The organism is Paludibacterium sp. B53371 (assembly GCF_018802765.1).
Lineage (GTDB): Bacteria > Pseudomonadota > Gammaproteobacteria > Burkholderiales > Chromobacteriaceae > Paludibacterium.
The window spans coordinates 2,611,557-2,631,732 of the sequence record NZ_CP069163.1 but is presented as its reverse complement, the minus strand read 5'-3'; the positions used below and the strand labels follow the sequence as shown (position 1 = coordinate 2,631,732).

At 60.0% G+C, this 20,176-nt stretch carries 17 protein-coding genes and 1 tRNA gene; 10 read left to right on the top strand and 8 right to left on the bottom strand.

The genetic code is table 11. The annotated features are described in order from the left end of the window. Window positions 1–69 precede the first annotated feature (69 nt). Genes JNO51_RS12570 through JNO51_RS12545 form a run of 6 tightly spaced genes read right to left on the bottom strand, consistent with a single transcriptional unit; the run spans window position 70 to window position 4,858 of the window. The gene (locus JNO51_RS12570; RefSeq protein ID WP_215777744.1) at window positions 70–1,497 is read right to left on the bottom strand and encodes an RNA polymerase factor sigma-54; all 1,428 of its coding nucleotides are present in this window, start codon (window positions 1,495–1,497) and stop codon (window positions 70–72) included. A gap of 6 nt (window positions 1,498–1,503) precedes the next feature. After that, window positions 1,504–2,232, bottom strand: a complete 729-nt coding sequence (gene lptB, locus JNO51_RS12565) for an LPS export ABC transporter ATP-binding protein (protein ID WP_215777742.1) — start codon at window positions 2,230–2,232, stop codon at window positions 1,504–1,506. Window positions 2,233–2,234: 2 nt separating this feature from the next. Next, window positions 2,235–2,774 (bottom strand): lipopolysaccharide transport periplasmic protein LptA, encoded by a 540-nt coding sequence (lptA, locus tag JNO51_RS12560; protein WP_215777739.1) that lies wholly within the window; start codon window positions 2,772–2,774, stop codon window positions 2,235–2,237. Further along, entirely contained in the window at window positions 2,764–3,330 is a 567-nt protein-coding gene (gene lptC, locus JNO51_RS12555; RefSeq protein ID WP_215777737.1) for an LPS export ABC transporter periplasmic protein LptC, read from the bottom strand. The genes lptA and lptC overlap by 11 nt, the downstream gene beginning before the upstream one ends. Next, the gene (locus tag JNO51_RS12550) at window positions 3,327–3,851 is read right to left on the bottom strand and encodes an HAD family hydrolase (protein ID WP_215777734.1); all 525 of its coding nucleotides are present in this window, start codon (window positions 3,849–3,851) and stop codon (window positions 3,327–3,329) included. The genes lptC and JNO51_RS12550 overlap by 4 nt, the downstream gene beginning before the upstream one ends. 26 nt (window positions 3,852–3,877) lie before the next feature. Further along, window positions 3,878–4,858 (bottom strand): KpsF/GutQ family sugar-phosphate isomerase, encoded by a 981-nt coding sequence (locus tag JNO51_RS12545; protein WP_215777732.1) that lies wholly within the window; start codon window positions 4,856–4,858, stop codon window positions 3,878–3,880. A 115-nt stretch (window positions 4,859–4,973) separates the two neighbouring features. Between JNO51_RS12545 and JNO51_RS12540 the strand changes: the two genes are divergently transcribed. Beyond that, window positions 4,974–6,944, top strand: a complete 1,971-nt coding sequence (locus JNO51_RS12540) for a cation:proton antiporter (RefSeq protein WP_215777730.1) — start codon at window positions 4,974–4,976, stop codon at window positions 6,942–6,944. 31 nt (window positions 6,945–6,975) lie between these two features. On the opposite strand, the gene JNO51_RS12535 is transcribed toward JNO51_RS12540, so the two are convergent. Next, a complete protein-coding gene (locus JNO51_RS12535; RefSeq protein ID WP_215777727.1) occupies window positions 6,976–9,126 on the bottom strand; it encodes an AsmA family protein in 2,151 nt (716 codons plus the stop codon). A 52-nt stretch (window positions 9,127–9,178) separates the two neighbouring features. Further along, a tRNA-Gly gene (locus tag JNO51_RS12530) sits at window positions 9,179–9,252 on the bottom strand. A 184-nt stretch (window positions 9,253–9,436) separates the two neighbouring features. Between JNO51_RS12530 and JNO51_RS12525 the strand changes: the two genes are divergently transcribed. The 9 genes from JNO51_RS12525 to JNO51_RS12485 all read left to right on the top strand — a co-directional run bounded on the left by JNO51_RS12525 (window position 9,437) and on the right by JNO51_RS12485 (window position 20,122). Continuing rightward, complete coding sequence (locus JNO51_RS12525) at window positions 9,437–10,462, top strand: sensor domain-containing diguanylate cyclase (protein ID WP_252346081.1); 1,026 nt, start codon at window positions 9,437–9,439, stop codon at window positions 10,460–10,462. A gap of 250 nt (window positions 10,463–10,712) precedes the next feature. Beyond that, complete coding sequence (locus tag JNO51_RS12520) at window positions 10,713–12,734, top strand: acyltransferase family protein (RefSeq protein ID WP_215777720.1); 2,022 nt, start codon at window positions 10,713–10,715, stop codon at window positions 12,732–12,734. A gap of 205 nt (window positions 12,735–12,939) precedes the next feature. Further along, complete coding sequence (locus JNO51_RS12515; RefSeq protein WP_215777717.1) at window positions 12,940–14,244, top strand: UDP-N-acetylglucosamine 1-carboxyvinyltransferase; 1,305 nt, start codon at window positions 12,940–12,942, stop codon at window positions 14,242–14,244. 9 nt (window positions 14,245–14,253) lie between these two features. Continuing rightward, window positions 14,254–15,351 (top strand): D-alanine--D-alanine ligase, encoded by a 1,098-nt coding sequence (gene ddlA, locus JNO51_RS12510; RefSeq protein WP_215777715.1) that lies wholly within the window; start codon window positions 14,254–14,256, stop codon window positions 15,349–15,351. A gap of 6 nt (window positions 15,352–15,357) precedes the next feature. Then, complete coding sequence (locus JNO51_RS12505) at window positions 15,358–15,846, top strand: N-acetyltransferase (protein ID WP_215777712.1); 489 nt, start codon at window positions 15,358–15,360, stop codon at window positions 15,844–15,846. Between the two features lie 69 nt (window positions 15,847–15,915). Next, on the top strand, window positions 15,916–16,326 hold the full coding sequence (locus JNO51_RS12500) for an NUDIX domain-containing protein (protein WP_215777710.1): 411 nt from the start codon (window positions 15,916–15,918) through the stop codon (window positions 16,324–16,326). Window positions 16,327–16,869: 543 nt separating this feature from the next. Then, window positions 16,870–18,060 (top strand): porin, encoded by a 1,191-nt coding sequence (locus JNO51_RS12495; protein ID WP_215777707.1) that lies wholly within the window; start codon window positions 16,870–16,872, stop codon window positions 18,058–18,060. Window positions 18,061–18,314: 254 nt separating this feature from the next. Continuing rightward, the gene (locus tag JNO51_RS12490) at window positions 18,315–18,848 is read left to right on the top strand and encodes a polymer-forming cytoskeletal protein (protein WP_215777705.1); all 534 of its coding nucleotides are present in this window, start codon (window positions 18,315–18,317) and stop codon (window positions 18,846–18,848) included. After that, the gene (locus JNO51_RS12485) at window positions 18,845–20,122 is read left to right on the top strand and encodes a polymer-forming cytoskeletal protein (RefSeq protein WP_215777703.1); all 1,278 of its coding nucleotides are present in this window, start codon (window positions 18,845–18,847) and stop codon (window positions 20,120–20,122) included. Before JNO51_RS12490 ends, JNO51_RS12485 begins: the two co-directional genes overlap by 4 nt. The last annotated feature ends 54 nt before the right edge of the window (window positions 20,123–20,176 follow it).

Below are 20,176 nucleotides of genomic sequence, written 5' to 3'. Positions count from 1 at the left end.
AACCCTTACTCCTTACTTTGTTGCCATGATGACTGCACGGTCGGGTCGGCCGTACAGCCGGATGTTGGATTACAGAGCCTTTCTTTGATTGACCGGCGCTATCTGCATGGCTTCACGATACTTGGCAACGGTACGTCTTGCAACCTGAATTCCCTGGCTGGATAGCTGTTCGGCAATGGCGCTGTCTGACAGTGGCCTGGATGGGTTCTCCTGTTCGATCAGCCTGCGGATATGTGCCTTGATGGCGGTGGCGGAGCATTCTTCGCCACTGTCGGTTTCCAGGGCACTGCCGAAGAAATATTTCAGCTCGAAAAGTCCCCGGGGACAGAGCAGATATTTCTGGGTGGTGACTCTGGAGACGGTGGATTCGTGCAGCCCGAGCTCATCGGCGATATTGCGCAGGATCATCGGCCGCATGGCCACTTCGCCTTGTTCAAAGAACGCTTGCTGCTTGTCGACTATAGCTTCCGACACTTTCAGGATAGTGTCAAATCGCTGTTGAATGTTCTTGACCAGCCACCGTGCCTCTTGCAGACGACTGCCGAGATCGCCGGATTGCTGGCGGTTTTCCGACAGCATGCGGGCGTAGATCTGGTTGACGCGCAATTGCGGGACGGCGCTGCTGTTGAGCTCGGCCACCCAGCGGCCTTTACGCTTTCTGACGGTGACGTCCGGGGTGACGTAATGGGTGTCGCGCGCGTCGAAGCCGCTGGCCGGACGCGGGTTGAGGCGGGCGATCAGGGTCTGGGCTTCGCGCAGGGCATCGTCGCTGGTGCCCAGCAGCTTGCGCAGGCGGGTGTAGTCACGGGCGCCGAGCAGGGCCAGGTGCTGCGCGATGATGTCGCCGGCCAGGGATTTGCCGGGGGTGCTGGCCGGTAATCTGGCCAGTTGCAGTTGCAGGGATTCGGGCAGTGAGCGGGCGCCGACGCCGGGGGGGTCGAACTGCTGCAGCATGCGCAGGCCGACGGCCAGTTCATCTTCGTCCAGGGCCAGCTCTTCGGGCAGACTGGCCACCAGTTCGGCCAGTGGCGTGGTCAGGTAGCCATCGTCATCCAGTTCTTCAATCAGCAGTTGCACGACGGCGTGGTCGCGCTGCGGCAGGTCGATTTCTCCCAGCTGCGACAGCAACAGCTCGCGCAGGGTCTGATGACAGGGCACGTTGTAAAAGGGGTCGAATTCGTCGTCGTAGCTGCCACCACTGCCGGTCCCGCTGCCGCTGCCCCAGTCCTGCAGCGCTTCCATGCCCGGTTCGCTCGCCGTGTCCTGCTCCTGCTGCTTCGGGACCTCTTCGCTGTGGCTGCTTTCCATCGGGCGCTCCGGCAGGCCGGGTTCGCCGGGGGTGTCTTCATCGCGCTCGAGCAGCGGGTTTTCCAGCAGATAGCGTTCGACTTCGGCTTGCAGTTCGACCGTCGACAGTTGCAGCAGCTTGATCGACTGCTGCAATTGCGGCGTCAGGGTCAACTGCTGGGAGACTTTGAGCTGGAGGCTTTGCTTCATGATGGTTTACAGATGGAAATGCTCGCCCAGGTAGACTTTGCGTACCCGCTCGTCGTTGACCAGTGTTTCCGGCTCGCCGGCAGCCAGCACGGCACCGTCGCTGATGATGTAGGCGCGGTCGCAGATCCGCAGTGTTTCTCGCACGTTGTGGTCGGTGATCAGTACGCCGATACCGCGTTCCTTGAGGAAGGAAATGATCTTCTGGATGTCGATGACGGCAATCGGATCGACCCCGGCAAAGGGTTCATCCAGCAGGATGAAGCGTGGCCGCGTGGCCAGCACGCGGGCAATTTCCACCCGGCGCCGCTCGCCGCCGGACAGCGACAGGGCATTGCTGTTGCGCAGATGGGCGATGTTCAGGTCATCCAGCAGCAGGTCGAGCTCTTTTTCCAGTTCGTCTTTCTTGAAGCCGGTGATCTCCAGAATGGCGCGGATGTTTTCGTCGACCGTCATCTTGCGGAAGATCGAGGCTTCCTGCGGCAGATAGCCCAGCCCGAGCCGCGCCCGACGGTGGATCGGCATGTGGGTGATGGACTGCTCGTTGATGGTGATTTCACCGTCATCGGCACCGACCAGACCGACGATCATGTAAAAGCTGGTGGTCTTGCCGGCACCATTCGGCCCCAGCAAACCCACGACTTCGCCACTCTTGATCTGCAGCGAGACATCCTTGACTACCGTGCGGTTCTTGTAGCGCTTTTTCAGGCGCTGCACTGTCAATACGCTATCGGTCATGATCACTTTCCGGCGCCGCTGCTGGCGTCTTTCTTTTGTGGCTGGATGATGGCGGTGACCCGGCCCTTGTTGGCGGTATTGCCGCTGCCGCCCTGGCTCTGATAGACCTGGGTTTCGGTGTTGTAGACGATGACGTCGCCGATCAGCAGGTCATCCCCCTTCTTGACGCGGGCATTGGTGGTCAGGATGGCGGTATGGGTGACCGTGCTGTAGTCGATGCGCTTGGCCTGCCCGTCGATCCAGACATTTTTCTTTTCCGGCGTATCATCCGCCTTCTGACGGAAGGTGACCAGCTTGCCGGTGGCGATCATGGTCTGATTGCCCTGAGCGTCACGGGTGACCGTCAGGTGGTCGGCATGCATCAGCATGGTGCCCTGGATGACCACGACCGCGCCATCCCATTCGGTGATGCCCTTGATCTGGTCGAGCGTGGCGCGGTCGGCGCTGATCTGGATCGGCTTGCCGCTGTCGGCTTTTTCGGCGAACGCCAGCGGGGTGGCCAGGGCAAGGAGTGTCAGCAGCAGGGCGGATTTATTGAACATAAGTGGCCTTTGCATAAGACAGCATGTTCACGATGCCGGTCTTTTGGTCGTAATTGAAACCCGTCGAATTGGCGACACTGCTGCCATAGTGAACGGTGGTCGGCATCGGTGAGCTGGCGTAGTGACGGACGGTGTCGACGGTCATGGCAGAGCTGTCCAGCGTCATCGGCGGCTGACCCGCGACCGCCGGTTTCTGCAGATGCGCCTTATGCTCAAGGAACGCGACGCGCGACTCGGTATTGTAACGCCCGTTGTCGGCGATCAGCGTGTAATCCAGCTGTCCATTCTTGAACAGCGCGATGTTGCCCTGATTGAAATACAGCTCGCGCTGGTTGGGGTACTGCCACAGTCTGTCGGCAATCATGTGCTGCAGGACGCGCCCTTGCTCATCAAAGCGTGTCGCGTCGATTTTCTCGGCAACATATTCGGGCTGGGACGGATCGAGATCATGGCCGAAGCTGCCCAGCTTGGAGACCTGATCCAGCCAGATCGTCAGCAGGGCGGTGAGGGCGACCAGCGCCACGGGGAACAACCGTGTCCAATGCCCGCTCTTCATGACAGATAGCCCGCGATCAGGTCGTCCAGCGTGCCCTGGGCCTGCATGATCAGCTCGCAGGTTTCGCGTACGGCCCCACGTCCGCCACGATTGCCGGTGACGTAGTGGGCGTGCTGGCGCACCACGCTCGGGGCTTCGGGGACGGAAATCGCCAGCCCGACACGCAGCATGACCGGCAGGTCGACCACATCATCGCCCACATAGGCACATTGCGCCGGCTGCACGCCCGCCTTGGCCAGCAAATCCTCGAAAGCCGTGCGCTTGTCGTGAATGCCGGCATAGTAAAAATCGATGCCGAGCCCGCGGGCGCGGTGCTCGACACAGCTTGCGGCGCGGCCGGTAATGAGGGCCAGTTTGACGCCGGTGGACTGCAGCATTTTCAGGCCATGGCCATCCAGCGTATTGAACCCCTTGAGTTCTTCCCCCGCGGCGGTAATGAAAATCGTGCCATCGGTCAGTACACCGTCCACATCCATGATCAGCAGACGGACATTGCGTGCCAGGTCATTGGTCGCTTGCATGTTATTCCTCGGGCTGGCTGGCGGGATCAGACCACGCCGGCCTTGAACAGGTCGTGCATGTTGAGGGCCCCGACCAGCTGCTGTTCGGCATTGGTCACCAGCAGACAGAGCACCTTGCTGGCTTCCATCTGCTCAACGGCCTCGGTGGCCAGGCAGTGTGCCGCAATGGTGCGGGGCGATCGGGTCATGACGTCTTCGATGCGGATGCCGGTCAGGTCCAGGGTCTTGTCCAGCGTGCGACGCAGGTCGCCGTCGGTGTAAACCCCGACCAGCGAGCCGGCGGCATCGGCCACCGCCGTCATGCCCAGACCTTTCTTCGACATTTCCAGCAAGGCATCTTTCAGGGATGCGCCCACCTTGACGCAGGGCAATGCCTCACCGGTGTGCATGACATCGGCAACACGCACCAGCAGGCGGCGGCCGAGGCTGCCCGCCGGATGCGACATGGCAAAGTCTTCTTCGCGGAACTGCCGCTCCTGCATCAGGGTGACGGCCAGGGCATCGCCCAGGGCCAGCTGCGCCGTGGTGCTGGAGGTGGGGGCCAGTCCCAGCGGGCAGGCTTCCTTGTCGACATGGGCATCCAGGTGGACATTGGCCAGCTTGGCCATGGTCGATCCCTCGCGTCCGGTCATGCAGATGGTGTGAATGCCCTTGCGCTTGAGCGCCGGCCACATGGCCAGGACTTCATCACTCTCACCGGAGTTGGACAGTGCCAGCAGGACGTCTTCGCGCATGATCATGCCCAGATCGCCATGCACGGCTTCGGCCGGGTGCAGGAAGAAGGCAGGGGTGCCGGTACTGGCCATGGTGGCGGCGATCTTGCGCGCGACATGACCGGATTTTCCCATGCCGGTCACGACCAGGCGTCCCTTGCAGGCGAGGATCAGATCCACGGCGCGCGAAAAGTCGCCATTCAGACGCAGGGCCAGCGCTTCCAGCGCCTCGGCCTCGGTTCGCAAGACTTCTCGGGCGCTTTGCAAGCGGTTCGTGTAAATTTGGGTATCCATAAGCGTGAATTATATCAAGGTTATAAGCCCAGGGGTCGCGGCTGGTGCAACTTTTGCTTAAACCTTTGACTCTGTCATGTGATATCGATAAAAGTTGCGGAGATCATAACTGACCATGCATTCACTTGCTGTTGTCGTCGTGGTATTGCTGCTGGCTGTACTGGTCATTACCTTGTGCCGCCGGTTGCGCGTTCCTTCCCTGCTGGCCTACCTGCTGATCGGCTTTCTGGCCGGCCCGGCGGTGGCGGGCCTGGTGCCCGAAGGGGAGTCGACCGCCCTGCTGGGTGAGATCGGCATTGTCTTCCTGATGTTTACCATTGGCCTGGAGTTCTCGCTGGCCAAGCTCAAGGCCATGCAACAGCTGGTGTTTGGCGTTGGCCTGCTGCAGGTCACGCTGACCATGCTGCTGGGCGGGGTGGTTTGTTATCTGTTCATTGGTCATGCCGGTGCTGCCTTTGCGCTGGGAGGTGCGCTGGCCATGTCCTCTACCGCGATCGTCAGTCGCCTGCTGACCGAGCAGCGCGAGCTGGGGCAACCGCATGGCCAGCTGGCCATTGGCGTGTTGTTGTTCCAGGACATTGCCGTGGTGCCGCTGTTGATCCTGCTGCCCGCCCTGAGCGGCAGCCAGGCGCTGCTGTGGCAGTCGCTGGGCATGGCGGCTCTCAAGGTGCTGGTGGTGCTGACCGTGTTGCTGGTGCTGGGCCAGCGCCTGATCCGTCCCTGGTTTCATCTGGTCGCACGCCAGCGCTCCGGCGAGCTGTTCATGCTGAATGTCCTGCTGGTGACGCTGGGCATTGCCTGGCTGACCGAGTTGTCCGGGCTCTCGCTGGCTCTGGGGGCCTTTGTCGCCGGCATGCTGATCTCCGAGACCGAGTATCGCTATCAGGTTGAAGAGGATATCCGGCCATTCCGTGATCTGCTGCTGGGCTTCTTCTTCATTACGGTCGGCATGCGTCTGTCCCTGCCTGTGCTGGTTGACCAGTTCGAGCTGGTGCTGTTGATGGTGCTGATTCTGTTGCCGGTCAAGCTGGGCGTGGTCTATGGCGTGGCGCGCGCCTTCGGCCACCAGTCCATGGCCTCGATGCGCGGTGCGCTGGCGCTGGCGCAGGGCGGGGAGTTCGGCTTTGTCCTGCTGACGCTGGCCTCGCGCCTGGATCTGATCACGACGCCGGTCATGCAGGCGGCGGTCGCTGCCGTGTTGATTTCCATGCTGGTGGCGCCCTTCATCCTGATGCATGGCGAGGCCATTGCCAAACGGCTGGTCCGGCAAGACTGGACCCTGCAGGCCTTCGACCTGCACCACGTGCTGGTGGAGAGCATGTCCAAGAGTGATCACGTGCTGATCTGCGGCTACGGACGCAGCGGTCAGGCGCTGGCCCGGTTGCTGGAAACCGAGGATATCCCGTTTTTTGCTCTCGACATGGATCCGACCCGGGTACAGGAGGCGGCCGAGGCGGGGGACCCGGTGGTGTTTGGTGATGCCTGCAAGACGGAGGTGCTGCTGGCGGCAGGTATTCAGCGTGCCAAGGTGATGGTGATTTCCTTTTCCGATACCGAGGTGGCTTGCCGCATCCTGAATCGCGTGCAGCAATTGCGGCCGGATTTGTCGGTCATTGTGCGCACGGTGGATGACGGTGATATCGATCGGCTGCGTGCGGCCGGCGCGGACGAGGTGGTGCCGGAGATCCTGGAGGGCAGCCTGATGCTGGCCTCGCAGGCGCTCATGGAGGTCGGCGTCCCGTTGCAGCGTGTGCTGAGGCGCATCCGTCGGGTGCGGGAAGAGCGTTATGGTTTGTTCCGTGGTTTCTTCCACGGCATGGACGATATCGATTCGCTGGAGGATGAGGCCCGAATCCCGCGCTTGCAGAGTGTGGTGCTGTGCGAGGGGGCGGCGGCCATCGGCCAGCCCCTGCATGCGCTGCAGCTGGCTGAACTCGGTGTGTCCATCAAGTCGATGCGCAGTCAGAACCGGCGCTTCTTTGATCTGGACGAGAATCTGCAGCTGGGGATGGGGGACGTGCTGGTGTTGCTGGGCAATGCCGAGCAGCTGGCCCGGGCGGAGAAGCGCATCCTGAGCGGCGCCTGAACGACAGGGGCGGCCATCGGCCGCCCGCCGCTCATGGCAGGATGGTGGTGATCTGTTTTTTCAGTTCCTGCTTCAGCGCCTGCTGTTTTTCGGTCTCGGTTTTCTTTCCCTTGACCAGGGCATTGAAGTTCAGCGCATACACCGGGGCATTCAGCGGCCCGGTAATCTTCAGCGGGATATTCACGCCCTTCAGGCTGGAAAACTCTTTCGGATTGGCCTGCACGTTCATGTTGTAGTCGATGATGCTGTGGCGCAGGTCGAGCTTGCCGCCGCCATTGACGTTGACCAGCTGCGAGGCAAGCTTGAGATCCTGATTGCGCCCGATGCCCTGATCCATGTGGAAGCTGGCCTGCAGTGTCGAGAAGGTGGTCTTCTGGTTGGCGCGCGCCGGGGTGTTCATTTCCTTGAGTTCGGCAGGCAGGTTCTTCAGGGCGGCGACCAGGTCGATCCCGGTCAGCGCCCCCTGGTTCAGGCTCATCTGCACGTCACCGCTCAGGTTATTGCGCAAGTCGACAAACGAGTCGCCCTGTGCCGACAGCGCGACCTGGCCATTCCCCTTGCCGTCCAGCTGGCCAAAGCTGAACAGATCCACCAGCAAGGGGCGGATGTTCATGCCGCGCAAGGTCTGGCGCACTTCGTAGCGATTGACCGGGCCGCGCTTGAGTCGTGCGTCACCCTGCAGTCTGCCGGCATAGATATTGGCGGAAATCTGAGTCAGTTCCATTTCCTGCGGCAGGATGCGTACCGCGGCAGCGACATCCTTCATGCGGAAGCGTCCGACTGACAGTTCACCGGCGCTGATCTTGCCATTCAGGTCAAAGAAATCCATCCAGTCCAGCGGGATCGGGTTCTTGTTCTGGAAAATGGCGACCGCCTCTCCCTTGGTTTCCGGCAGATAGCGGTTCAGGTCGAGTGCCCCGATGCTCAGTGCCGCTTCATGGCGCGGGTGGACCAGACCATATTGCGTTACATCCAGCGCGATATCCGAACCATCGATCTTGCCCTTGCCATGCAGGTCAAAGCGTTCGTCATGCAGTGTGCCGCTCAGCGAGCCCTGCATATTGGCGATCAGCTGGCCACGGGGTAGCAGGGGGGTGATGGCCTGAGCGCTCAGGCTGAGTGGTGACAGTTGCAGGTCATTCAGCCTGGCCAGGGTGAAGGGTGCATCCAGCGTCAGCTTCACCCGGTTGTTGCCCACCTGCCAGTTGAACTCGCCGTTGAGGCGGCTGGCGTTCATGGCGTTGCGGCTGATGTTCAGGTTGGCCAGATTGGCTTCCAGCTGATAGTGGCTGCGTTCGTACTGCATGCTGCTCGACAGGTGGCTTTGCGGAATCAGGATGTATTCCGGGCCGGCCTCCAGCGTGGGGACATTGAGCGTGGCGCTGCTTTGCGGACGTTCGGTGGTGAATTCGAACACCAGGTCATTGCCGGACGCCTTGAGCTTGTTGATGTCAAGATGCAGCGAGCCCCGGGTCTGCAGCTGTGTCTTGCCCAGCGTCGGTGTCTCGTTTTCGATCTGCGATTCGATCTGGCTGAAATCCAGGCGGTTGTCCACGATGGTCAGCGGGGTGCTCAGCGTCATGCGCAGCGGTCGTGAGCCATTGTCCAGCACCGCTCCGGCACTCAGCATGGCGCTGCTTTTCAGGCCGTCGGCTTCCAGGGTGATGCCGGTCAGCCGCTGATGGCTGTCGTTGACATCATCCTGATAATTCAGTTCGCCGTCATGGATGACCAGGGTATTCAGATTGATATTGAAGCCCTGTTGCGGGCGTCGCATGAACAAATCACTGATCGACAGCAGCCCGTCTTTCTGGCGCGTGATGGCGATATTCGGTGCGTAAAGACGCAGCGAGCGGACTTCACGCCGGCCAAACAGCAGTGGCCACCAGGCCAGTCTGGCTTCCATGCGGACCACCTTGGCAAACCGGGCGGTACTGTTCGGTTCGGTGATTGAAATATCGTTGACGTCAATGCCCGGGAACGGGAAAACCCGCGGGGTGATGGTGCCTTCGACCAGCACCTGGCGCCCGGTGTCGCGCAGCGACTCCCCCAGCGAGCGTCGCACGGCGGCTTCATCGAACTGCCAGAAGATCAGACTTTGCGTCACGATGCCCAGCAGCAGCAACGTCAGGGCAGAGTAAACGGTGATGCGTAACCAGAGGCGGCCGGAGTTCCAGTTCATGGCAGGGGGAGGACGGGCGTTGGACTAACGGTGCGGGTTAGCATGGGTCTGTTGGAGCGGGTGAAGGGAATCGAACCCTCGTCGTAAGCTTGGGAAGCTTCTGCTCTACCATTGAGCTACACCCGCGTGCTTTCGCGTAAGAGGGGACGAATTTAGCCGGTTTTGCCGCTTTTGGCAAGGCATTGTGCGGTTGCAAAATGTTTCCATTTCTAAGTCAAAGGCTTGATTGCTTGCGCCTGGTGATATGGTTAGTATGCAAAATAGATCAGCCACGACAATGTCGTCGGCGAATACCATTGCCGAGAGGGGTATGAGCGTGAGTATGGAGGAGGGTGAAGCAGATCGACTGCGCGCCCGCATTGCACAGTTGGAAGCCAACCTGGCCTCGGCGCAGGCGACCATTCGCGATCTGAATGAAAAGCTGGACGCGGCATTGGACGGGACTGGTCTGTGTCTGTGGCAGGGCGTGCCGCCGACCGGGGAGTTGAAGGTTTTCAATCTGCAGAACTTCCGGGATGGCGATATGGCGCCGAATTTCGATGCCTTCTGTGCCAAATTGCATCCGGAAGATGCCGGTCATGTGCTGGCGAACTACCATGCCCATCTGGCGGGCAAGACGCCGCGCTATGAAAGTCAGTACCGCACCGTCGGCCCGGACGGGACGGTCACCTGGCTGTGGGATCAGGGGCGTGTCATCGAGCGCGATGCCAGGGGCAGGGCGCTGCGTATCCTGGGGACGCATGTCGATATCACCCAGCGCAAGCTGGCCGAACAGGAACTGGCCCGACTGGCCTGGTTTGATCCGTTGACCGGCCTGCCCAATCGCATGCATTTCTTCCGCCAGCTCGAGCAAGCCATCAGCGAGCTGGCCGGGCACGAGCGCCAGCTGGCCGTGCTGTTTCTGGATCTGGATTACTTCAAGCACATCAACGACCAGTACGGCCACGTCATTGGTGATCAGGTGCTGATCGCCGTGGCCGGCGAGCTGCGGCAGATCCTGCGCGATGAGGATATCGTGGCGCGTCTGGGGGGGGATGAATTCATTGTATTGCTCAAGGGCGCCGGCATTATCGACAAGGTCCGGCAGATTGCCGCCCGCATCCTGCAAAGCATCGGCCCGACCCTGCAGGTCGGCGAGCTGTCGGTTCGCCTCGGTACCAGTATCGGCGTCAGCCTGTTTCCCGACCACGGCGCCACGGCCGAGGAGCTGGTGCTGCATGCCGACAGTGCCATGTACAGCGCCAAATCCGCAGGTCGCCACATGATTGTCCACTATCAGCCGGGTCCGTCCCGGGCACGGCACGATGTGGTGTCTTCCATGGAAAATCAGGCATAAAGGGTCGTTAGGGCCTGTGGGGGATCCGCGCTCGCACCCTGTTCATCGTGGCAAGGCATGCGCTGCCTGTATGGTGCGCTGTTGACCGGCATTTATCGCCGTCCCTGTTTCTTCGTTGGCATACCTCTGGGTGACGCTGTCAGAAGGGGTGGGTATACTTGCATTCCTCTTTAGATGAATAGAAGCCTTGTGGCGACGAACTGCTTTGAGCAGGTGGTCCCTGCTGGTTCGTGACCGATCTGGATCTCTCGTGGCACAGAATCTCGTAAAAATTCAAAATTATCGTCCTGATATTGACGGCCTGCGCGCGCTGGCCGTGCTTTCCGTGGTCTGTTTTCATGCTTTTCCCGGCCTCTTGCCGGGGGGCTTTGTCGGGGTAGACATTTTCTTTGTCATCTCGGGGTATTTGATCTCCGGCATCATGTACAAGGGGATGGATGCCGGGTCTTTTCGCTTCTCCACCTTTTATGCCCACCGAATCAAGCGGATTTTCCCTGTTTTGTCGGTCGTGATGCTCTGTTGCTATTTTTTCGGCTGGTTTGCCCTGTTGCCCGACGAGTTCCAGACGCTGGGGCGTGAAATGCTCGGTGGCGCGGGTTTTTACGCCAACCTGCTGCTTTGGCAGGACACGGGTTATTTCGATACGGTGGCCCACACCAAACCCCTGCTACATTTATGGTCGCTGGGGGTGGAGGAGCAGTTTTATTTCGCCTGGCCCTTGATTCTGTTTGCCGTCTACCGCCTGCGCCGTGCGACGCCGGTGGTGATTGTGTTGCTGATGGCCGCCTCGTTCGTGTCCAGTCTGCACCTGATGGCGATTGATCCTGCCGGTAGTTTCTATTCGCCGTTGAGCCGCTTTTGGGAGTTGCTGGCGGGCGCCATGCTGGCCTGGGTGGTAAAAAGTCGAACCTCGGCGGAGGCTGGCCAGCCGCCAGCCGGGTATCATGGCTTGTCCGTCATCGGTGGCGTGCTTCTGCTCGGGTCTGTGTTTTTGCTGGATGAAAGCCGGATTGCTTTTCCCGGCTGGTGGGCCACGCTGCCTGTACTGGGTGCCTTCTTGCTGATTTATGCCGGACCGGATGCCGTGCTCAACCGGCGGCTGCTGTCCCATCCGCTTGCCGTCTGGATCGGGTTGATCAGTTACCCGCTGTATCTCTGGCATTGGCCGATTCTGTCTTTCTCGCGCATCGTGCTGGCGCAGGATCTGCCTTGGTGGGGGCGCTGTCTTGCCGTCGCGCTGAGCATCCTGCTGGCCTGGATCAGCTGGCGCTGGATCGAGCGACCGATCCGTTTCGGCATCCCCGGCCGGGGAAAAATTATTGTGCTGTGCCTGCTGATGGCCCTGGTGGCCTGGCTGGGACACGATGCTGAGCGACGCCATGGGCTTCCTTTCCGCATCAAGTTGCCGCTGTCGGTGATGGATGATGGTATCAGCCGTTTTCCGCAGTGCCCCGACGTCATCGGCCAGGGGGCCAATGCGCCCGAATATTGCCGCCGTTCGGCAGGCAACCAGACTCCGGATCGGGTTGTCATCGGTGACAGCCATGCGCGCAGCGTGTTTCCAGGATTCGCCAGTATGGATCAGCAGCATGCCTGGCTGTTGCTGGCCAACCCGAGTTGTCCGCCCACCCTTGGTCTGACGATCCACGAGCCGAATGGCGTGCGCCATTGCGCCGCCCGGCGGGACCGTGTCATGCAATATGTCGAAGAGAACGCCTCGATTCACACGGTCGTGCTGGCCTTCTTCGCTGACTATATTCTGGATACCGATTTCGCCGGCCAGCGCAAAATTGACCACTGGGCCAGCTCGGTGCAGATGAGTAGCCCCGATATGCCGGGTGCCAGCAAGGCCGAGCTGTTTTATCACGGACTGGAAAACACCATCCATGCCCTGACCAAGGCCAACAAGTCTGTCGTCATCATGATGGATGTGCCGGAGTTGCCCTTCCTGACCCACGATTGCGTCCAGCGGCCTTTGTTTAAGCTGACGCCGCGTTGCGAGCTGGCGCGTACGACGGTTCTGGCTCGTCAGGGGCAGGCACGTTTGATGGTGAAAAAACTGGTCGCCAACAATCCGCAAGTCCGAGTGTTCGACCCGATCAATGTGTTCTGTGGCCGAAGCCAATGCAAGGTGACCGACAGCGGGACTTTGCTCTACCGGGATTCCGATCACTTGAACTGGGCGGGAAGTCGCCTGCTGGCGCCGCCTTTCCTGTCCTGGCTCCAGGGTGGGCAGCAGTGGGGAGGCGCCGCGGCTTCCCCCGCACCGTAACTTGCCGGCCGGCGGACCGCGCGTCAGTCAGCGCATGACGAGGGTGGTAGGTCTGGTGCCAGCCACCCTCTGCTGCCTTCGCCTCATTCTGGAGACACTGACCTATTCCGGTGTCGCCCAGATGACTGCAAGTGACGCCACAGCCGCCCGCAAATCATTTAATATTGCGAGTTGCTAATCTCACTTCATTTCCAGGACAACCGGCATGTCTGATCTCGTGGTCCATGGCGGCCTACCCCTTAAAGGCCGTATTACCCCTTCCGCCAACAAAAACGCCGTGCTGCCGATTCTGTGCGCCACATTGCTCACCCGCGAACCGGTGACCTTGCGAGGCGTGCCGGACATTACCGACGTCCGCAAGATCCTGTCGGTGTTCCGCGAGCTGGGCAGCCATGTCGAAGGCGAGCTGGATCAGGGCCTGTTGACCATTCACCACCACGACACACATTTCGACATTGCCCATAACCGGCTGCCGGAAGAAATGCGCTCTTCCATCATGCTGGTTCCTCCCCTGCTGGCGCGCTTCGGTTGTGCCCGCATCGAGAACGATGTGCAAGGCTGCACCCTGGGGGTGCGTGAAATCGACCCGCATGTGGAGATTTTCCAGGGCTTTGGTGCCGAGGTGCTGCGCGGGGCGGAAATGCTGCTGGTCAAGGCGCCGCAACCCCTGCATGCGCAGGATTGCTGGCTGGACTATGCCTCGGTGACCACGACCGAAAACTTCGTGATGGGCGCTGCCATGGCCGATGGCACCTCGACCCTGACCAATGCAGCCTGCGAACCGCACGTGCAGGAGTTCTGCCGCTTCATGCAGCAGATGGGCGCCGAGATCGACGGTATCGGCACCTCGCGCCTGACCATCCGTGGCGTGCAGTCCCTGCATGGTGTCGACTTCAGCTTTGTCGAAGACTTCCACGAAGTGGTGACCTTCCTGGCGCTTGGCGCCATCACCGGTGGTGACATTCAGGTCAAAAACGGCGCGCCGGAGTTCTTCCCGCTGATTGATCGTACTTTTGCCAAATTCGGCGTGCGCGTGGTGCATCAGGACGGCTGGTCGCAGGCCTTCGTCGATGACGGCCTGCGGGTGCGGGAACCCTTTACCCGCAACATGCTGCAAAAAGTCGAGGCGGCGCCGTGGCCCTATCTGGCCGTGGATCTGCTGCCGATCTTCATTGCCCTGGGTGTCCGCGCCGAAGGCAATATGATGTTCTGGAACAAAGTCTACGACGGGGCGCTCGGCTGGACCTCGGAGCTGAGCAAGTTCGGTGCCCATGCCTTCATTTCCGATCCGCACCGCGTGGTGACCTTTGGTGGCAAGCATCTGGTGGCCGCCGAAGTCGAAAGCCCCTACATCATCCGGGTCGCCATTGCACTGCTGATGCTGGCCGCCAGCATCGATGGCAAGTCCAAGATCTTCAATGCCACGCCGATCCGTCGTGCTCACCCGCGGTTTGTCGAAAACCTGGTTTCACTCGGTGCGCGTATCGAGTGGGTCGAAAACGGTCATTGAGGACGGGGTATGAGCAAACTGAGAGTAGGGCTGATCTTCGGCGGTCAGTCTGCCGAGCATGAGGTGTCTCTGCAGTCGGCCAGGAATATTGCCAATGCCATGGATCCGGCGCGCTTTGACGTGCTGCTGATCGGCATCGACAAACAAGGTAACTGGCATGTCAGTCCGGCCAACGATTATCTGCTGCATGCCGATGATCCGGCCCGCATTGCCTTCAAACCTTCTGGGCAGTCGGTGTCGCTGCTGCCCGGCGCCGCCAGTCAGCAACTGCGTCACGCCGCTTCGGCCCACCCGCTGGCACAAATTGACGTGGTGTTTCCGATCGTCCATGGCACCCTGGGGGAGGATGGCTCCTTGCAGGGGTTGCTGCGCATGGCCAATCTGCCTTTTGTCGGCTGTGGTGTGCTGGGCTCGGCAGTCTGCATGGACAAGGATGTCGCCAAGCGTCTGTTGCGCGATGCCGGCTTGCCGGTGGCGCCTTTTGTCTGCGTGACGCGTGCCAATCGTGCCTCGCTGCGTTTTGCCGATGTCGAGGCCAAACTTGGCCTGCCTCTGTTCGTCAAGCCGGCCAATCAGGGGTCCTCGGTCGGGGTCAGCAAGGTGCATGACGCCAGCGAGTTCGACCAGGCCATCGATCAGGCCCTGCGCTTTGATCACAAGGTGTTGATCGAGCAGACCATTGTCGGTCGAGAGATCGAGTGTGCGGTGCTGGGGAATGATCAGCCGCGGGCCAGTGTTTGTGGCGAGATTGTACTGAGCGACGAGTTCTACTCTTACGACACCAAGTACATCAGTGACAGCGGTGCCCGTGTGGTGGCCCCGGCGGACCTGCCGGACGATCTCCATCAGCGCATCCGCGACATCGCGGTGCAGGCTTTCCAGGCGCTGGATTGCCGTGGCATGGCCCGGGTGGACGTGTTCCTGACGCCATCGGGCGAGGTGATCATCAACGAACTCAATACCTTGCCGGGGTTCACCAACATCAGCATGTACCCCAAGCTGTGGGAAGCCAGTGGTCTGAGCTATCGGGATCTGATCAGTACCCTGATTGATCTGGCGCTGGAACGTCACCATCAGGACACGGCCCTGGCCAGCACCATTCTCTGATTGCCGATGCTCATCGAGGCACTCGATCTGTCCAGCAAGGCCGTTGCCACAACCTTGCTGGCGGTGCATCGCGCCGCTTATCTCCATGAGGCGGCCTTGCTCGGGCTACAGGACTTTCCACCGCTGCAGGTCGGGCTCGAGGTACTGCAAGCGACTGCCTGGCAGTATCGCGGGGCCTGGCAGGGGGCACGCTTGCTGGGGGCCCTGGCGATTGAGCCTGATCCTGACGGGGGCTGGTGCATCGCTTCTCTGGTGGTTGATCCGGGCAGCCACCGTCAGGGGGTCGCACGGGCTCTGATGCAGTCCCTGCTGGCGGATTGCCCGCGGCAGACATTGCACGTCCAGACGGCGCTCGCCAATCAGCCCGCGCTGTCCCTGTATCAAGATTTCGGTTTTGTCGAGGTTCGCCGCTGGTGTGTCGGTGAGCCTCCTCTCTCTTTGGTGCGGCTGATTCGCCGTCACCCTGCCTCAAGTGATTCTCATCTTTTAGTGTAGTGTTCATTCCATTTGCATGGAGAGTGACACGATTGCTAACATGGCCGGCCTTTCTTGCCAGGAGCCATCATGACCATGCCCCATCAAGCCACCAGTGTGTTGATCCTGTGGCAGCAAGGTGAGCAGTACCTCTGGCAACGGCGTGCCTTCGATGATGCCGATTATCCTGGTTGCCTGGATTTTGCCGCGGGCGGTGGTGTGGAGCCCGGAGAATCCTTGTTGCAGGCCGCGCGAAGAGAGTTGCAGGAAGAACTGGGTGTGAAGGATTTGCCTCTGAGGCCCGGACCTGTCCTGCTGCTGGATGAGGAATACTGCGCTTTGTTCATTGCCGAAGGTGCGGCCCTTGTGCGACCAGGGCCGGAGGTGGCCGAGTTGTTGCCGTTGACCTTGACGGCGATCCGGCGCTGCGACCCTGGCCAGTTACATCCACAGCTTCATGCCTGGCTGGCCATGCCATCCGCCGATCCGGCAGCCCTCTGATCTGTTCGGCGGCAAGTGTGGCCGCTGTTTTTTTGTCGGACAGTTAGGCTGTTGTCATTTTTCTCGGACGTGAATTTGTATAACTTTACAGCATTGACTATGTGTGGATGACAATGTCAATACGCTGGCGTGATGCTCAAGAACTGTTGCAGAAAGAGAACACAAGCCACCCAAAGGTGTCTCATTAAAGAATGAAGAAATTTGTATTTCGTCCGTTGTATGGCTTTTTTACAACAAATATTGTCGCAATGTTGTAATGCAACAAAAAAATGTTCGATAAAAATCTCTTTTGTTTCCAAATGTTTAGCGCTGCATGAATTTCAAATGACTTTTGTGACAGCGGTTTTACGCCGATTGGGCGTCGAGCGACAGGGGTGGTTTGATGCGACTTCAACAATGTTAATTGACTCTAATATCGCTCGATTACAGAATCATACCCACCTGACATGAACAGGCGGCCATCACCGACCTGGCATGCAGACTCGGTCAGCGCAGTGCGTGATCCGTGCTGCGCCCTGAATATCAATGTGGAAAAACGAAAAAATGAAAAAACTCTCTCTCGTTATTGCAGTGGCAGCCGCTCTGCCTGTGTTGGCTCACGCAGATGTCACCATCTCCGGCAACCTGGCCGTTGGTATTGGCTCGACCAAGACCACTGAGAAGGGTGTTCGCCAGACTGGTGTCGATGACTACGGTTCCAAGATCCGTTTCACTGGTGAAGAAGATCTGGGCAATGGCCTGAAGGCGCTGTTCAAGGTTGAAAACGGTTTCAACACCGACGGCGTGCCGACCGGTGGCAGTGGTTCGGGTCTGTGGGCCAACCGCCAGACCTATATCGGCCTGAGCCACGATTCCTTCGGTGTACTGCGCATCGGCTATGTGAATGACATTCTGGGCGACAACGAAGCGGCCGATAATCTGGGTGGCGCCCGCGGTGACCGCGGCTATGCGACCGTACCGACCTATGATAACGGCTTGCTGCCTGCTCCGTTCTACGGTGCTTCGCCGGATGGCGGCACCAAGTTCTTTGCTGGCGACGGCCGTGCCAAGAATACCATCCGTTGGGATTCGCCGACCTGGGCTGGCATCAGCGCCAGCGTGCAATACGCCGCCGGTGAAAATGCTACTGCCAACACCAAGGCTCAGGACTACTGGGGTTATCGTATCGGCTATACCACGCCGGACAACAAATGGTTCGTCAATGGTCTGCAGTGGATCATGACCAGCCCGAAGAGCGCGATCAGCAACAGCTCCACCTCGCGTCTGGAAGCGGGTTTCAATGGCGATGCCCTGAGCTTTGCCGTGTCCTACAGCCTGGATTCCATGTACGGTGATACCACGGCGGCAAGCGGTGCTTGGGTGGATAGTGGTACTAGCAAGAACTACAACACCTTCTTCACCAACCACGGCATCTCCAACGTGAACTCCCACCTGACCGCGCGTCATCTGGCTGTTTACGCTTCCTACACCGTCGGTGCCTGGAAGACCCAGGCCGTGATCTCCCAGATGAAGAACTGGAAGGTTGATGGTCAGGAGCTGAATACCGGTGTTCGTCAGTTCGGTATTTCGGAAGTGTATCAAGCCAGCAAGCGAACCAGCTTCGAACTGGGCTATGGTCTGCAGAACGAGAACGCACAATATAGCGAAGCGATGCGTGCTCAGGCTGGTGACTCCACCAAGTTCCAGACTTCGAGCGGCAGCACCGTTTACCTGCAAGTTACGCACAAGTTCTGATTTGAGCCACGCGCTCTGACTTTCGATTTGATAGCCACCGTGCAAACGGTGGCTTTTTTCATTTCACTTTCCCGCCTTCTTCGCCTGTCAGCCAAATCTCCTATATCTGGCGTTCTTTAGGAAACGTCCGATTAATTCCTCATACACGATCCTCTTAGAATTCAACAAATGGATAAAACAACGAGTGGATACCGCGTTGTCATTGATTAACTTGTTGATATTTGATGGGATTTGATATGCAGGCATTGAGTTTTATGAAAGAAGTGATGGGCACCCTGAGCCGTCGTGAAGACAAGATTGCGCCGGTCAATGACACCCCGGTCATGGAGGCTGCCGAGGCGAACGAACCGGCCGTGCTGCCGCTCGCTGAGCCGCAGGAAGTCGCTGCGCGTACGGCATCGGTTCTGGCTTCGGATGCCCGAATTGAGGGAAATGTCGTGGCACAGGGCAGCCTGCAAATTCATGGCACCGTGGTCGGGAATGTACAAGTACCAGGCGGCCATGTGCGCATCATGCGTTCTGGCCGGATCGAAGGCGACATCATGGCGCAAAGCATTGTGATTGATGGCGAAGTCGAAGGTGTTTGCAGTGCCGCGGCGCTGGAAATCCTTGAACATGGCCGCCTGCAGGGCACCGCGCGTTCGCAGCGCTTTTCGATCCGCAAGGGCGGTCAGTTCAGCGGCAAGTCCGAGCAGGTGGAGGATATCGAGCAGTTGTTTGCCAGCAAAGAGCAAGGGCGTGGCCGGCAGGCCTACCGCAAGGTGGCTGCCGACACGCAAGGGCAATGAGTCAGCACCTCGCCGTGTCCATTCCTCTGGCGACGGCGCCCATTCGCATCGCCGGCCTGGTGCAGGGCGATGTGATTGCCGAAGACGCCCTGGTCTGGATCGAGGCGGGAGCCAGGGTCGAAGGCGAGGTGCGGGCGGCGAGTCTGTTTCTGGCCGGCGAGCTGGCCGGGAACTGCCGGGCGCAAAGTGTCTGGTTGCAAGCTAGTGCCAGCATGACGGGTTTGCTCGAATGTCTGTGGCTAGCCATGGACGAGGGCGCCCGCTTTGTCGGACAGACCGTCATGCCCGCTTCACCGCCCGTTGACCAGGTGCCGGTTTGGCCCTTGATGGAGTCCGCTTCGGGCCCTTCGGCCGCTACGGTGCCCGCCTCTGTCGGGACGCCGCCTGCGGCTATCGACTGGTCACGTGTCAGCAAGCCGGGAGTGATTGGTTTGGGCGTGGTCTGTGCACTGATGGGGGGCCTATCTCTGCTGCGCCCTGGTGCGATGCCGGCTATCCGGCCAAACGCGCCAGCCAGTACCTCCGATGTGGTGGCTGCGGCAATGGTTCATATGGCCGCGTCGTCCCCGGAAAAGTCGATACGGACGGCCTCGGCACCAGATAGCATCAGGGTCGCTGCCACACCCGCAACGCCTGCGCGGCCGGTTCCGTTGCACGCGTCTGACAAGCTGCCAGTGACGGCACCTGCGCCAGTTCCGGCGTCTGCTGCGCAGAAGGGCAAGACGCCGCCGCACACGCCTGTGGGCGCGATCCCTGCACCCAAAGAGGCCTTGCGGGCACCCCAGGCGGTAACACCATTGCCCGTCAATACCCCGGTGGCACCCACCAGGAGCGTGGCATCGGCTCCCCAGATGGCGACTCCTCTGGCGGCTGCCAAATCTTTGCCTGGTGTAGTCCTGCCGCCCAAGGCCAACGAGGCGCTGCCGGGGGATGTGGGGGAAGGTGAATTGTTGCAGCAGCTGGCCGCTTTACAGGGGAGCATGCTCAATGCTCTGGTGCTGGAGAGTGCCGGTGTGAAGGGCGAGGATCGATTGCCGGTCGTGGAGCGTATCCGCTCCGTGACGGCAACCTTGCAGCTGACGCGTAATCTCATGCGCAAGTATGCGCATGGCGATGGTGGCCGTGCCGCATATCGTGGTCTGCAGGGTAGTCAGGTCGGTCAATGGGAGCAGTATCGTCATCAGCTGAGCCGCCTGATCTCCACGGTGGATCCGGCGACTCTTCATGCCGATTCGCGTCAGTTGATGGCCAGTCTGGCCCATCTGCCTGCCTAGCCGGTATGCGTCGTGAACCATGACGATGGTATGGTATTATTTGCCATCGTCATG